The following is a 13,522-nucleotide window of genomic DNA, read 5'->3' as shown; positions in this document are numbered from 1 at the left end:
CAGTCGACGACGACCTCCGAGGTGACCGACATGCCGCGCCGTACCGCCCTTCTCGTCGGAGCCCTGGCCGTGTCGTGCGGCTCGCTCGTGCTCGCTGCCGCGCTCGGCGCGGCCGGACCGGTCGCCATACCCGCTGAGGGGCCGTGGTCCGTCCACGTCGAGGGCCCGTCCGAGGGGGACGCGGAGTGCGCGGCGGATCCGGCAGTCGCCCTCGCCCTGACGCCGGCGATCATGCCCCCGGTCGGGACGTCGTTCAATCTGGTCCCCGACGCCACCCGCGCCGACCTGGAGCGTGTCGTGTCATGTCTCGAGAAGCACGTGTCGACGTCGCGGATCAATGTCGTGCCGACCGGGACCCCGGCGGCCCCCTGACCGGGTCGACGGACGGGCCGACGGTGTTGGTGCCACCTGGCGAACGCCTGCCCGCGGGTGTGCCGTCCGCCCGCTAGAGTTCGCTGCGAAGACACGGGGTGCCCGCTCCCACGAGCCGGGCTGAGATCACACCCGTCGAACCTGATCTAGCTAGCACTAGCGAAGGGATGTCGGCAATGTCGCTTGCTGCCACCACACCTGTCCTGCCCACGACTGGCCCCACGTCCGCGGCGGCCCGGGATGCCGCGCACGGCGCGTCGCCGGGGGCTGCCAAGCCCTCCCGCCCCCGGGTCCTGTCGATCGCAGGCACCGACCCGACGGGGGGCGCCGGGATCCAGGCCGACCTCAAGGCGTTCGCGGCCCACGGCGCGTACGGCATGGCGGTCACGACCGCCCTGGTCGCGCAGAACACGCACGGCGTCCGCACGGTCCACGTCCCCGGGGCGGACTTCCTCACCGAGCAGCTCGACGCGGTCTCGGACGACGTGGTGATCGACGCCGTGAAGATCGGCATGGTCGCCGACGAGCCCGGCGCGCGCGCCATCGCGGCGTGGCTGAGGCGCGTGCAGCCGCCGTTCGTCGTGCTCGACCCCGTCATGGTCGCCACGAGCGGGCACCGCCTCCTCGACGAGGGGGCCGAGCAGGCCGTGCGCGAGCTGGTCGCGCTCGCAGACCTCGTGACGCCGAACCTCCCCGAGCTCGCCGTCCTCGTGGGCGAGCAGGCCGCGACCACCTGGCCCGACGCCCTCGCCCAGGCGAGGCGCCTGCACGCGGCGAGCGGCGCCGTCGTGCTCCTGAAGGGCGGTCACCTCACCGGGGAGGAGTCGCCCGACGCCCTGGTGGGCGCCCGCGGGCCCGACGACGTCACGACCTTCTCGGTGCCCCGCGTCGACACCGTGCACACCCACGGGACCGGGTGCTCGCTCTCGGCAGCGGTCGCCGCGCTGCGACCCCGGAGGGACGGCTGGGAGAGCGCGACGCGCGACGCCAAGAACTGGCTGACCGGCGCGCTGCAGGCCGGGGGAGCGCTTGCGGTCGGCACGGGCCGCGGGCCCGTCGACCACCTGGCGCACCTGCCCACGCTCGGGCAGCGGGTGTTCTCGGAGGAGGCCTGGGAGCGCATCGCGGGCTGGCGCGAGGCCGTCGAGCGGATGGGGTTCGTGCGGGCGCTCGCGGACGGGAGCCTCTCGGCGGGGGACTTCGGGTTCTACCTCGCGCAGGACGCCGCGTACCTCGCCGAGTACTCGCGCGTGCTGTCGCGGGCGAGCCAGCTCGCACCGACGCCCGAGGCGCGGCAGTTCTTCGCCGGTGCCGCGGTCACCTCGCTCGAGGTCGAGCAGGCGCTGCACCGCGACTGGTTGGGTGCGCACGCCGGGATGGACCGCGGGGCGGTCGAGAGCATCGACCCGTCGCCCGTGACGGCCGCCTACACCAACCACCTCCACGCGGCCTCGAACGGGTCCTACGCGGAGACGGTCGCGGCCCTGCTGCCGTGCTACTGGCTCTACTCGCACATCGGCGACGTGCTGGTGCGCCAGGCGGGGGAGCTCGACGGGCACCCCTACGCGCGGTGGATCTCGCTCTACGGCGACCCGGCCTTCCAGGAGGCGACGCGCGCCGCGTGCTCGTTCGCCGACGAGGCCGCGCGCTGGGCCTCGCCCGCCGAGCGTGAGCGGATGCTGCGCGCGTTCGAGGTGTCCTCGATGCACGAGTACCTGTTCTTCGAGCAGGGGCTGACCCGGGCGACCTGGCCGGCACCACCCCGGGCGGCGCGCTGAGGTCCCGGCGCGGGAATCGCTAGACGCTCTGTGCGCCGCCGTCCGGGTACCCGCAGTCGTACCCCGGCGGCCACCAGCGCCACGTCGTGGTGACCTCGCTGGTGGAGACGCCCGCGGGGCGGTCTGCCAGGCACTGCGTGCGCATCTGGTCGAGCCCGACGGTCAGGTAGTACACCGCGAGGACTCCCGTGAAGACGACCAGGAGGACCGTCAGCGCCAGGCGCAGGCGGCGGTCGGAGCGTCGGGCGGTTTCGTCCTCGCCGGGTCGTGGCGGGACCCAGTCCCAGCTCACGAGGCGAGGTCCGTCGCCGGGTCGGTGGTTGCGTCGGTGCCGGCTCCGGCGTCGAGGCCGGTGCCGGGGACGAGCAGCACCTTGCCGGTCGTCGCGCGCCCCTCCAGGGCGCGGTGCGCGTCGGCGGCGCGCGCGAGCGGGAACGTCGCGCCCACGCGCACGTCGAGGTCGCCCGACGCGACGAGCGCATACACCTCGCTCGCCCGGTCGAGGAGCTCGGAGCGCGTCGCGGTGTAGTCATCGAGCTTGGGGCGCGTCGTGAACAGCGACCCGCCCTTGTTGAGGCGCTGCAGGTCGAAGGGCGGCACCTGGCCCGAGGACCCGCCGAACAGCACGAGCATGCCGCGGCGGCGCAACGACGCGAGGGACGCCTCGAACGTGTCCTTGCCGACCGAGTCGTAGACGACGGCGACGCCGCGGCCGCCCGTGAGGTCGCGCACGATCGCGGGCAGCTCGGTCGTGAGGTCGTCGAGCTCGGCGTAGTTCACGACGTCGGAGGCTCCGGCCGCGCGCGACAGCTCGGCCTTGGCCTCGGTCGAGACGGTCGTGATGACGCGCGCACCGCGGCGCACCGCGAGCTGGGTCGCGAGCAGCCCGACGCCGCCGGCCCCCGCGTGCAGCAGGACGTCGTCGCCGGGCTGGACCGGATAGGTCGACGTCACGAGGTAGTGGGCCGTGAGCCCCTGCAGGCCGACGGCCGCCGCGACGCGCAGGTCGACCGACTCGGGCACCGGGATCGCGACGTCCGCGGGGACGACCACCTGCTCGGCGTACGACCCGAACGCGTTGGTCCATGCCACGTGGTCGCCGGGCTCGAATTCCGCGACCCCCGGGCCGACCGCCGCGACGACGCCGGCACCCTCGGTGCCGACCACGTGCGGGTACTCCATCGGGTACACCCCCGCCCGACGGTAGGTGTCGATGAAGTTGACGCCGGCCGCGGCGACGTCGACGAGGAGCTCACCGGGGCCCGGGACGGGGGTAGGGAGCTCGACGAGCTCGAGGACGTCGGGGCCACCTGCCTGGAGTGCCTGGATCGCGCGCATGGGGTCAGCCTAGGTGGCAGGACCCCGGTCGGTGGCTGAGGTCTCGCCGAGTGTGCAGTTCGGGCTGTCCAGAGCGCCCGTCGACAGCCCGAACTGCACGCTCGACGACGCCGCACATGCTGAGGACCCTGCTCCTGCCCGCACCGTTGGGGCCGATCAGCGCCCAGTGCTCGCCTGCGCGGACCGTGAGGTCCACGTGCTCGAGGATCGTGCGCCCGTCGCGGACGAACGCGACGCCGCGCAGGTTCAGCACGAGGGGGGTGCCCGCCGAAGGGGGTGGGCGTCAGCAGGCGGGACGGCCCGGGCGTCCTCGCGGTCCTGGGGCGGGGTCCTGGTCGGGGAGGCGGGAGAGGTGGTCTCAGTGCTCACGGACGACCTTCGCGTGGACGGAGTCGAGGTGTCGGCGGCTCGTCGCGGCGGCACGGTCGGCGTCGCGGTCCCGGACGGCGTCGAGGATCGCCTCGTGGGCGTCCTGGTCGTGCCGGTGGCGCTCGCCCGCGCCGTCGAGCTCGATCATGTCGACCATCGCTCGGTGCAGGCGGGGGAGGAACGTGGCGAACAGGTCGGTCAGGACCGCGTTGTGCGCGGCGTCGACGACCGCGCGGTGGAAGACCAGGTCGGCGTCGACGTAGTCCTGGGCGCTCGCGGTCGTCGGGACCTCACCACGACCTGCGAGCGCCGTGGTCATGGCGCGGAGGTCGGCCGGGGTGCGGCGGGTCGCGGCGAGCCGGGCGGCCTCGGTCTCCAGGGCGCCGCGGACCTCGAGCACGTCGACGACCTCACCGCGCCGCAGGACCTCCTCCCAGTCGTCGCTCGCCTCGGCCCGGACGACGTAGACGCCCGAGCCCTGGCGGCTCTCGAGCACGCCCTTGCCCGCGAGCTGGCGGATGGCCTCGCGCACGGTCGAGCGCCCGACGCCGAGCTCGGCCGCGAGCGCCTGCTCGCCCGGGAGTCGGTGGTCGAGCGGCCACGTGCCGGTACGGACGCGGTCGAGCATGACCTCGGCCGCCTGGTCGGCGAGGGGGAGTCGGCGGAGCGTGGGCACGGGGGCCAACCTCTCAGGTTGTCTGAGGACTTGATCGCGGCTAGCGTACCCGACATGTCGTGGAGCGCACTCCTTCTTGGTCGCCGCGGCGGGGCCTGAGCCGACCGGCTCCCCGCCGTGGGGGTCTGCCGTGCGCCGGTCGGACCCCGCCTGCCGTGCACCGCGCGGCCAGCCCCCCGGAGCCAGACGCCCATGACCACCAGCCCCTTCCCCACGCTGCGTACCCCTGACGGTGCGCACGTCCCCGGCCAGCCCGGGTGGAACCGCCAGCGCGCCTCGCGCATGCCCTCGCACCGCTACCAGGACGTGTTCTCGCGCGTACCGGTCCCGCTGAGGGACCGCCGGTGGCCCGGCAACCGGCTCACCGTGGCACCGCTGTGGGTGCCCGTGGACCTGCGCGACGGCAACCAGGCCCTGACCGAGCCCATGGACCCGGCGCGCAAGCGTCGCTTCTTCGAGCTGCTCGTCGCGATGGGATACACCGAGATCGAGGTCGGCTACCCGTCCGCCTCGCAGACCGACTTCGACTTCGTCCGTCTGCTCGTCGAGACCGACCTGGCGCCCGAGCACGTGACGATCGTGGTCTTCACCGCGGCGCGGGCGGACCTGATCGCCCGGACGTTCGAGTCGGTCCGTGGCCTGCGCAACCCCGTCGTGGTGCACCTCTACACCGCGACCGCGCCGACCTGGCGCGACGTCGTGCTGGGCAAGGGACGGGCCGAGCTCTCGGACCTGATCGCCGCCGCGGGCACCGAGGTCCTGCGGCACGCGGGGGACGATCCGCGCGTCCGCTTCGAGTTCTCGCCCGAGGTCTTCAACCTCACCGAGCCCGACTATGTGCTCGAGGTCTGCGCGCGCATGACGATCCTGTGGGACGCCACCGCGGAGCGGCCCGTGATCCTCAACCTCCCGGCGACGGTCGAGGTCGCGACCCCCAACGTGTACGCCGACCAGATCGAGTACGTGCACCGTCACCTCGACCGGCGCGACGCGGTGATCCTGTCCGTCCATCCCCACAACGACCGAGGCACGGGCGTGGCGTGCGCGGAGCTGGCGGTCCTGGCAGGTGCGCAGCGCGTCGAGGGCTGCCTGTTCGGCAACGGCGAGCGCACGGGCAACGTCGACCTGGTGACCCTGGGGCTCAACCTGCACGCGCAGGGCGTGGACCCCATGATCGACTTCTCCGACATCGACGAGATCCGCCGCACGGTCGTCGACTGCAACGGCATCGATGTGCACGAGCGCCACCCGTACGCGGGAGACCTCGTGCACACGGCCTACTCCGGGACGCACCAGGACGCGATCCGCAAGGGGTTCGCGCGGCACCGCGCGGACGCGCGCGCCGCGGGCGTCGACCCCGCGGACGCTTCCTGGAAGGTGCCGTACCTGCCCGTGGACCCTGCCGACGTCGGGCGCTCGTACGACGCGGTGGTGCGCGTCAACAGCCAGTCCGGCAAGGGTGGCATCGCGTACCTGCTCGAGTCCGCGTACGGCCTGGAGCTGCCGCGACGGCTTCAGATCGACTTCGCGCGCCGGGTCCAGGCGCACGTGGACCGCAGCGGGGGAGAGGTCACGGCCGAGGATCTGTGGCGCCTCTTCGAGGCGGCGTACGTCCTGCCCGACGGCGGAGCGCGCCAGATCCTGCCGCTCGCCTGGTCGGTGGCGCAGCCCGAGGCGGACGGCGACCGCGAGCGCCTGGACGTCGTGCTGTCCCTGGACGGTGAGCGGGTCGAGCGGTCCGCGGTCGGTGCGGGACCCGTCGACGCGCTCGCGAGCATCCTGGCCGGGCTGGGACTCCCGGTCGAGGTGCTGGGGCTCACGCAGCAGTCCGTCACCGCTGGCAGCGACGCGGGGGCCGTGACCTACCTGGAGCACCGCACCGCGGACGGCTCGGTCGCGTGGGCCGTGGGGAGGGACGCGTCGGTGCTGGGGGCGAGCGTGCGGGCCCTGGCCGCGGCAGCGAGCCGCTCCTGACCTGCGCTCACGGCACGGCGGGCGGCGGCGCGAGGGCAGGTGCCCGCCGCCCGCCCGCTCAGCCCCAGCGCGCCACGGTCCCCTCGCCGACCTGGAGGAGCGCTCCGTCGATCGCGGCGAACCACTCGAGGTCCGACAGACCGTCGACGACCCAGGCCTCCTGGCCCGTCCTGAGGTCGTGGGCCGTGAGGCGGGTGCCGTCCGTGGACTGGTCACCGCGCACAGTGACCTCGATTAGCCGCGTGCCGTCCGTGAAGGCGCCGACCGAGAACCGGTCGCCGTAGCCCGCCTCCGTGTCCCAGAGCGTCTGCCCGGTCGTGGGGTCGAGCGCCCACCGGTACAGGTAGCTCGCGACGACGACCTGCTCGCCGGCCTGCACCAGCACCTGCTCGGCGGGGACGTCCGCCGTCCACAGGGCGTGGCCGTCGTGAGGGTCGACCGCGACGAGCCGGCCGTCAGAGGAGAGCAGCGTCGCCGCGAGCGCGGCGCCGTCGGTCGAGACGGGATAGAGGTAGCGTCCCGGGCTCTCCCACCGGACCGTGCCGTCGTCGTCCAGCGCGTTCGTGGTCTCGACGTCCCCGGCGATCGAGACGAACCCGCCCGACGCGACCGGGACGACGCCGATGCTCGCGTCGCCCGGAGCCTGGAGCCGGACGCCGTCGGCGGAGAACAGCGAGCGTACCCCGCAGCCGGAGACCTGGACGACCCCTCCGGCGTAGCGGACCGTCAGGCTCTCGACGTCGACGGTGTGGGACTCGACGCCCTCCTCGTCGCTGAAGCGGGCGACGCAGTCGCCGGTCGTACGACTTGGGACGACGAAGTCGACCTCGTGCTCCCACCGGACGGCGCCCGTGGAGGCGTCGACGACCGAGACCTGCACGCCCCTGCCGGCGGGGACGACGGCGTCCTCGAGGCTGCCGTCCGTCGGCCGGACGCTGACGGACGCCCCGGGGAGGTCGGCCGACCGCTCACCCACCCGTTCGGCCAGGACGACCGACCCCGCGGGGCCGGGCGCGACGTCGGCTCCCGTGCTGAGGAAGTCGTCGAGCGGTAGCTCGCCGAGGACGTGCCCGTGGCCGTCGAGCACCGTCACCTCCCGGTCGTCGCCCCCCGACAGGCACACGAGCGGGTCGTCCTGGTCGACGGCCGCCTGCCAGCCCACGTCCGTCCCGCACACGAGGTCCGTGCCGACCTCGCGCGACCACTCGAGATCGCCCGTGCCCAGGTCCACCCGGGAGACCGTCCCGCGGTCGAGGAGCACGAGCCCCGCAGCGCCCCCGGAGACGAGACGACCCCCCGGCGTGTCCAGCGACCACAGCTCCTGAGGCGCTGCCGCGCCCCACGGGGACAGGCCACCGGGAGAAGCGACCAGGCGGTCGGCGGCGCGCCGGTCCTCGATCTCTCCGCCGAGCGCGAGCCCACCGGCGACCACGACGAGGGCGGTACCGGCGGCGATCCATCGACGTCGCAGGCGGCGGTCGCCGGGCTGGGCGGGTCTGGTGTCCTCGAACGTTCCGGACGCTCCGGGCTCTTCGGGCCCGACCTGCGTCTCGTCACCCTCGGCCGGTTCCTCCTCGAACTCCATCGTCCGCATGCCTGACCCACCCCTGCGACTCCGCGACATGCCGAGACCCTAGCGGTACGGGGTACGTCCGGCTGACCCGTCCGGGGCGTCCGCGACCTGGGGAGCCGACCAGTATGCTGACGCCGTGATGACACCGGTCCTCGCACGTCCCCAGTGGTCCGTCGTCGCGCTCCTCGGGATGCCGGCGCTGGTCGGCTTGGCGCACGCGACCTGGTGGATGGAGTGAGGGCCGACGACGGCCGCGGGCGCGACCGGTGTCTCGCCCCACTGCGGGGGGCCACGTCCATGAGCCGATTCTTCGCGCTCGTGGTCGGCGTGCCCTTCTTCCTCATCGGCGCGGGCGGCCTGATCGAGACCGGGCCGGACCTCTTCTTCGGTGCAGTGGCGCTCGGGGCCGCGGTGTTCATGGTCCTCGGGCTGCGGACGGGAGTCTTCGTCGGCGCGGGCGAGGTGTCCCTGCGAGGGTGGTGGCGGACGGTGCGGCTGGCCCCGGGGGACGAGCTGGTGGTCGTGCCGTACAGCAGCCTGTGGAACTGGGGGGCCGAGAGCGCGATCCTCTCGATGCTCGCGCTGCGACGTGGGCGGAAGGTGGTCCCGCTGCAGTTCACCGTCGGACCGGTCGTGCGAGTGCGCCGTCTCGCGTCCGTCGTCGACGAGTGTCGTCGACCCGCGCGCTTCCACGGGCAGTCCGACCAGCAGGTCTGACCGGCGGCGAGGCGCCTGCCGGCCTCGTGTCGGTGCCGCGTGGCACGCTGCCTGCATGGCTACCCATGCGCACGGCATCCATCACTCGATCGACTACCTCGAGCTCTCCGTCACGGACATGGCGGCCGCACAGTCGTTCTATGCGGAGGCCTTCGGGTGGGAGTTCGTCCCCTACGGGCCGGGCTACGCGGGTTTCCGGACCTCCGCGGAGGAGGGCGAGGCGGAGGCCGGCGGGCTGGCGCTCGCGGACCAGGTCACGCGCGGCGGCCCGCTGGTCCTCCTCTTCTCGGCCCACCTCGACGAGTCGCTGCTGCTGGTCCAGGACGCGGGCGGGGAGATCGTCGAGGGTCCGTACGACTTCCCGGGCGGCCGACGCTTCCACTTCCTGGACCCGAGCGGCAACGAGCTGGGCGTCTGGGGGGCTTGAGGCCGCAGCGGGACGCACCGGGACGAAGAGGTTCCGTATCCAGTGCATAACTATGTATAGTTCTGCATATGACGATCACAGTGGCAGTCGCCGGGGCGTCCGGCTACGCGGGCGGAGAGATGCTCCGGCTGCTCGCCGGGCACCCCGAGGTCGAGATCGGCGCCCTCACGGCGCACTCCAACGCGGGGTCGCTCCTCGGGCTGCACCAGCCGCACCTGCGCTCGCTCGCGGACCGCGTGCTGCTGCCCACGACCGTCGAGCACCTGGTGGGCCACGACGTCGTCGTGCTCGCGCTGCCGCACGGCGCGTCGGGTGAGATCGCCGCGCAGCTCCCCGACGACGTCCTGGTCCTCGACCTCGGCGCGGACCACCGGCTCGCGTCCGCCGCGGACTGGACCGCGTTCTACGGCTCCGAGCACGCGGGCACCTGGCCCTACGGCCTGCCCGAGCTCCTGATCACCGAGCAGACCGGCGCGGGCGTCGAGTACACCAAGCAGCGCGAGGTCCTCGCGGGCGCGCGCCGCATCGCCGTCCCCGGCTGCAACGTCACGGCCGTGACCCTGGGCCTGCAGCCCGGCGTCGCCGCGGGGCTGCTCAGCCCGGTCGACGTCGTCGCGGTCCTCGCGAACGGGTACTCGGGCGCGGGCAAGTCGCTCAAGACGCACCTGCTCGCCTCCGAGGCGCTCGGCTCCGCCCAGCCCTACGCCGTGGGCGGCTCGCACCGGCACATCCCGGAGATCGCGCAGAACCTGCGCTCGGCCGGCGCCGACGAGGTCACGATCTCCTTCACGCCCACCCTCGTGCCCATGGCGCGCGGCATCCTCGCAACCGCGACGGCTCGACTGGCCCCGGGCCACGAGGACCTGAGCGTCGCCGACCTGCGCCAGGCCTACGAGCAGGCGTACGTCGGCGAGCCCTTCGTCGAGCTCCTGCCCGAGGGTCAGTGGCCCACCACGGCCATGACGCTGGGCGCCAACACGGCCCTGGTGCAGGTCGCGATCGACCGCGCCGCGGGCCGCGTCGTGACCGTGACCGCGATCGACAACCTCGTCAAGGGGACCGCCGGCGGCGCCGTGCAGTCCATGAACATCGCCCTGGGACTGCCGCAGACCCTGGGCCTGACCACCGAAGGGGTCGCACCGTGACCGTCACCGGACCGCTCGGCTTCCGGGCCGCAGGAGTCGCCGCCGGGCTCAAGTCCACCGGGAAGAAGGACGTCGCGCTCGTCGTCAACGAGGGCCCGCTCGACGTCGCCGCGGCCGTCTTCACGTCGAACCGCGTGTTCGCGGCCCCCGTCGCATGGTCGCGCCAGGCCGTCGCCGACGGCATCGCGCGCGCCGTCGTCCTCAACTCGGGCGGCGCGAACGCATGCACCGGCCCCGAGGGCTTCGCCGACACCCACCGCACGGCCGAGTACGTCGCGGACCTCCTCGAGGTCTCGGCGGGCGACGTCCTGGTCTGCTCGACGGGCCTCATCGGCGAGCGCCTGCCCATGGGCAACCTCCTTGCGGGCTGCGACGCCGCGGCCGGCGCTGCCGACGCGGACGGCGGCCCCGAGGCGGCCCTCGCGATCATGACGACCGACACCGTCCCCAAGACGGTCCTCGTCACGCGCGACGTGACCGACGCGCACAGCGTGGACGGCGCCACGAGCTGGTCGGTGGGCGGCATGGCCAAGGGGGCCGGCATGCTCGCACCCGGACTCGCGACCATGCTCTGCGTGCTGACCACCGACGCCGTCGTCGACGCCGCGACCGCGGACGCCGCGCTGCGGGCCGCGACCGCCACCACGTTCGACCGGGTCGACTCCGACGGCTGCATGTCGACGAACGACACGGTGATCCTCCTGGCCTCCGGTGCGTCCCAGGTGCCGGTGACCCTCGAGGACCTCACGGCGGCCGTGACCGAGGCGTGCGCGGACCTCGCGCGGGCCCTGGTCGCGGACGCCGAGGGCGCCAGCCACGACATCGCGGTGACCGTCACCAACGCGAGCGACGAGACCGCTGCGCTCGCGGTCGCCCGCGCCGTGACCCGCTCCAACCTCTTCAAGGCCGCGGTGTTCGGCAACGACCCCAACTGGGGCCGCGTGCTCTCGGCCGTCGGGACCGTCCCCGAGGACGTCGCGCCCTTCGACGCGCTCGCGCTCGACGTGTCGATCAACGGCGTCCAGGTCTGCCGCGCCGGGGGAGTGGGCGAGCCCCGCGAGCTCGTGGACCTCGCCTCGGAGCGCGAGGTGCACGTCGAGGTCGACCTGCACGCGGGCGACGCCCAGGTCACGGTCTGGACCAACGACCTCACGCACGACTACGTCCACGAGAACAGCGCGTACTCGTCGTGAGCGCCCAGAACCCCGAAGGCATCGCCTTCGATACTCGCACCGACCTGACCCCCGGCCAGAAGGCCGAGGTCCTGCTCGAGGCCATGCCCTGGCTGCAGGAGTTCCGCGACGCCCTCGTGGTCGTCAAGTACGGCGGCAACGCCATGATCGACGACGAGCTCAAGGCCGCTTTCGCGCGCGACATGGTGTTCCTGCGCCAGGTCGGTCTGCATCCCGTCGTGGTGCACGGCGGCGGCCCGCAGATCTCCGCGATGCTCGCGCGCCTCGGCATCGAGAGCGAGTTCCGCGGCGGCCTGCGCGTGACCACGCCCGAGGCCATGGACGTCGTGCGCATGGTCCTCACGGGCCAGGTCTCGCGCGAGCTCGTCGGGCTCATCAACGCGCACGGCCCCTACGCGGTCGGGCTGTCGGGCGAGGACGGGGGCCTGCTCCAGGCGCAGCGCCGCCACGCCATGGTCGACGGCGAGCCCGTGGACGTCGGGCTCGTGGGCGACGTCGTCGAGGTCCACCCCTCCGCGGTCCAGGACCTGCTCGACGCCGGACGCATCCCCGTCGTCTCGACCATCGCGCCCGACATCGACGACCCGACCCAGGTCCTCAACGTCAACGCCGACACGGCCGCGGCGGCGCTCGCGGTCGCGCTCGGCGCCAAGAAGCTCATCGTCCTGACCGACGTCGAGGGCCTGTACACGTCGTGGCCGGACAAGAGCTCGCTCGTCGCCGAGATCACGCGCTCCGAGCTCGCCGACCTGCTGCCCTCGCTCGAGGCCGGCATGGTGCCCAAGATGGAGGCGTGCCTGCGTGCCGTGTCCGGGGGCGTCCCGCGCGCGACCGTGATCGACGGCCGCGTCGCGCACTCGGTCCTCCTGGAGGTCTTCACGACGCGCGGCAACGGGACCATGGTCGTCCCGGACGCGCTCGCCTCCACCCCCGCCGCACCCCTCCCCGTCCCGCAGGAGCAGTCATGAACGGCACGACCGGCGAGGTCTCGCCGACCCACCCCGCCGAGGTCGTGTCCGCGACCACCGCCGACGCCGCCCGGAGCGCCGAGGGGGCCGCGGACACGACCCTGGCGGGCCCGGGCAGCGTCGCGCAGTGGACCGAGCGCTACACGCACGCGGTCATGGACACGTTCGGCGCGCCGCAGAAGGTCCTGGTCCGCGGCGAGGGCGCGTACGTGTGGGACGCCGACGGCAAGCGCTACCTCGACCTGCTCGCGGGCATCGCGGTCAACGCGCTGGGTCACGCGCACCCCACGCTCACGGCGGCGGTCAGCGCGCAGCTCGGGACGCTCGGGCACGTGTCGAACTTCTTCGGGTCGCCCACGCAGATCGCGCTCGCCGAGCGGCTCCTGGACCTCGCGCAGGCCCCCGAGGGCTCGCGCGTCTTCTTCACCAACTCGGGCACCGAGGCCAACGAGGCCGCGTTCAAGATGGCGCGCCGCAACCGTGACGGCGTCGCCGGCCCGGGCACGCGGACCAGGATCCTCGCGCTCGAGGGGGGCTTCCACGGCCGCAGCATGGGCGCGCTCGCCCTGACGTCGAAGGCCGCGTACCGCGAGCCCTTCGAGCCCCTGCCGGGCGGTGTCGAGTTCGTCCCGTTCGGCGACGTGGCCGCGCTCGAGCAGGCCTTCTCGCCCGAGGCGGTCGCCGCTCGCGGCGAGGTCGCGGCACTGGTCGTCGAGCCGGTCCAGGGCGAGGCGGGCGTGCGCCCGCTGCCCCCCGGCTACCTGGTGGTCGCGCGCGAGCTGACCGCGGCGTCGGGCGCGCTGCTGGTCCTCGACGAGGTCCAGACGGGCGTGGGGCGCACGGGTTCGTGGTTCGCGTTCCAGCAGCAGCAGATCGGCGGGGGCATCACGCCCGACGTCGTCACGCTCGCCAAGGGGCTCGGCGGCGGGTACCCCGTGGGTGCCGTCGTGGCGTTCGGCGAGCGGGCCGCGACCCTCCTGGGGCGCGGTCAG

Annotated in this window: 14 protein-coding genes and 1 riboswitch; of the genes, 9 read left to right on the top strand and 5 right to left on the bottom strand. The window is 73.7% G+C overall.

What is annotated here, in order from left to right; all coding sequences use genetic code 11:
- Positions 1-30 precede the first annotated feature (30 nt).
- The gene (locus H9652_RS16320) at positions 31-372 is read left to right on the top strand and encodes a hypothetical protein (protein WP_191797361.1); all 342 of its coding nucleotides are present in this window, start codon (positions 31-33) and stop codon (positions 370-372) included.
- A gap of 84 nt (positions 373-456) precedes the next feature.
- A riboswitch (TPP riboswitch) is annotated at positions 457-557 on the top strand.
- Positions 549-2,150 (top strand): bifunctional hydroxymethylpyrimidine kinase/phosphomethylpyrimidine kinase, encoded by a 1,602-nt coding sequence (gene thiD, locus H9652_RS16315; protein ID WP_191797359.1) that lies wholly within the window; start codon positions 549-551, stop codon positions 2,148-2,150. (Overlaps the previous riboswitch by 9 nt.)
- Before the next feature lie 19 nt (positions 2,151-2,169).
- Here the strand turns inward: thiD and H9652_RS16310 are convergent, their stop codons facing one another.
- The 4 genes from H9652_RS16310 to H9652_RS16295 form a co-directional block, all read right to left on the bottom strand.
- Positions 2,170-2,442, bottom strand: coding sequence for a hypothetical protein (locus H9652_RS16310; RefSeq protein WP_191797357.1), 273 nt, complete (start codon positions 2,440-2,442; stop codon positions 2,170-2,172).
- The gene (locus H9652_RS16305; RefSeq protein WP_191797354.1) at positions 2,439-3,488 is read right to left on the bottom strand and encodes a quinone oxidoreductase family protein; all 1,050 of its coding nucleotides are present in this window, start codon (positions 3,486-3,488) and stop codon (positions 2,439-2,441) included. Before H9652_RS16305 ends, H9652_RS16310 begins: the two co-directional genes overlap by 4 nt.
- A 4-nt stretch (positions 3,489-3,492) precedes the next feature.
- A complete protein-coding gene (locus H9652_RS16300; protein WP_318244224.1) occupies positions 3,493-3,684 on the bottom strand; it encodes an ATP-binding cassette domain-containing protein in 192 nt (63 codons plus the stop codon).
- Between the two features lie 162 nt (positions 3,685-3,846).
- Complete coding sequence (locus tag H9652_RS16295; protein WP_191797350.1) at positions 3,847-4,533, bottom strand: FadR/GntR family transcriptional regulator; 687 nt, start codon at positions 4,531-4,533, stop codon at positions 3,847-3,849.
- A 192-nt stretch (positions 4,534-4,725) separates the two neighbouring features.
- Here H9652_RS16295 and H9652_RS16290 point away from each other — a divergent pair, with 192 nt between their 5' ends.
- Entirely contained in the window at positions 4,726-6,507 is a 1,782-nt protein-coding gene (locus H9652_RS16290) for a 2-isopropylmalate synthase (protein ID WP_191797348.1), read from the top strand.
- Positions 6,508-6,565: 58 nt separating this feature from the next.
- Here H9652_RS16290 and H9652_RS16285 read toward each other — a convergent pair whose 3' ends face one another.
- Entirely contained in the window at positions 6,566-8,101 is a 1,536-nt protein-coding gene (locus tag H9652_RS16285; RefSeq protein WP_191797346.1) for an outer membrane protein assembly factor BamB family protein, read from the bottom strand.
- A gap of 276 nt (positions 8,102-8,377) precedes the next feature.
- Here H9652_RS16285 and H9652_RS16280 point away from each other — a divergent pair, with 276 nt between their 5' ends.
- The 6 genes from H9652_RS16280 to H9652_RS16255 all read left to right on the top strand — a co-directional run.
- Complete coding sequence (locus H9652_RS16280; RefSeq protein WP_191797345.1) at positions 8,378-8,797, top strand: hypothetical protein; 420 nt, start codon at positions 8,378-8,380, stop codon at positions 8,795-8,797.
- Positions 8,798-8,852: 55 nt separating this feature from the next.
- Positions 8,853-9,224 (top strand): VOC family protein, encoded by a 372-nt coding sequence (locus H9652_RS16275; RefSeq protein WP_191797343.1) that lies wholly within the window; start codon positions 8,853-8,855, stop codon positions 9,222-9,224.
- 68 nt (positions 9,225-9,292) lie between these two features.
- Positions 9,293-10,369 (top strand): N-acetyl-gamma-glutamyl-phosphate reductase, encoded by a 1,077-nt coding sequence (gene argC / locus H9652_RS16270; RefSeq protein WP_191797341.1) that lies wholly within the window; start codon positions 9,293-9,295, stop codon positions 10,367-10,369.
- Positions 10,366-11,562 (top strand): bifunctional glutamate N-acetyltransferase/amino-acid acetyltransferase ArgJ, encoded by a 1,197-nt coding sequence (gene argJ, locus H9652_RS16265; RefSeq protein ID WP_191797339.1) that lies wholly within the window; start codon positions 10,366-10,368, stop codon positions 11,560-11,562. Before argC ends, argJ begins: the two co-directional genes overlap by 4 nt.
- Complete coding sequence (gene argB, locus H9652_RS16260; RefSeq protein WP_318244221.1) at positions 11,559-12,530, top strand: acetylglutamate kinase; 972 nt, start codon at positions 11,559-11,561, stop codon at positions 12,528-12,530. Before argJ ends, argB begins: the two co-directional genes overlap by 4 nt.
- On the top strand, positions 12,527-13,522 hold a 996-nt coding region (locus H9652_RS16255), incomplete at its 3' end, for an aminotransferase class III-fold pyridoxal phosphate-dependent enzyme (protein WP_225228357.1). The genes argB and H9652_RS16255, both read left to right, overlap by 4 nt.

The organism is Oerskovia rustica (genome assembly GCF_014836555.1).
Classification (GTDB): Bacteria; Actinomycetota; Actinomycetes; order Actinomycetales; family Cellulomonadaceae; genus Oerskovia; species Oerskovia rustica.
This window is presented reverse-complemented; position numbering and strand designations above follow the sequence as displayed.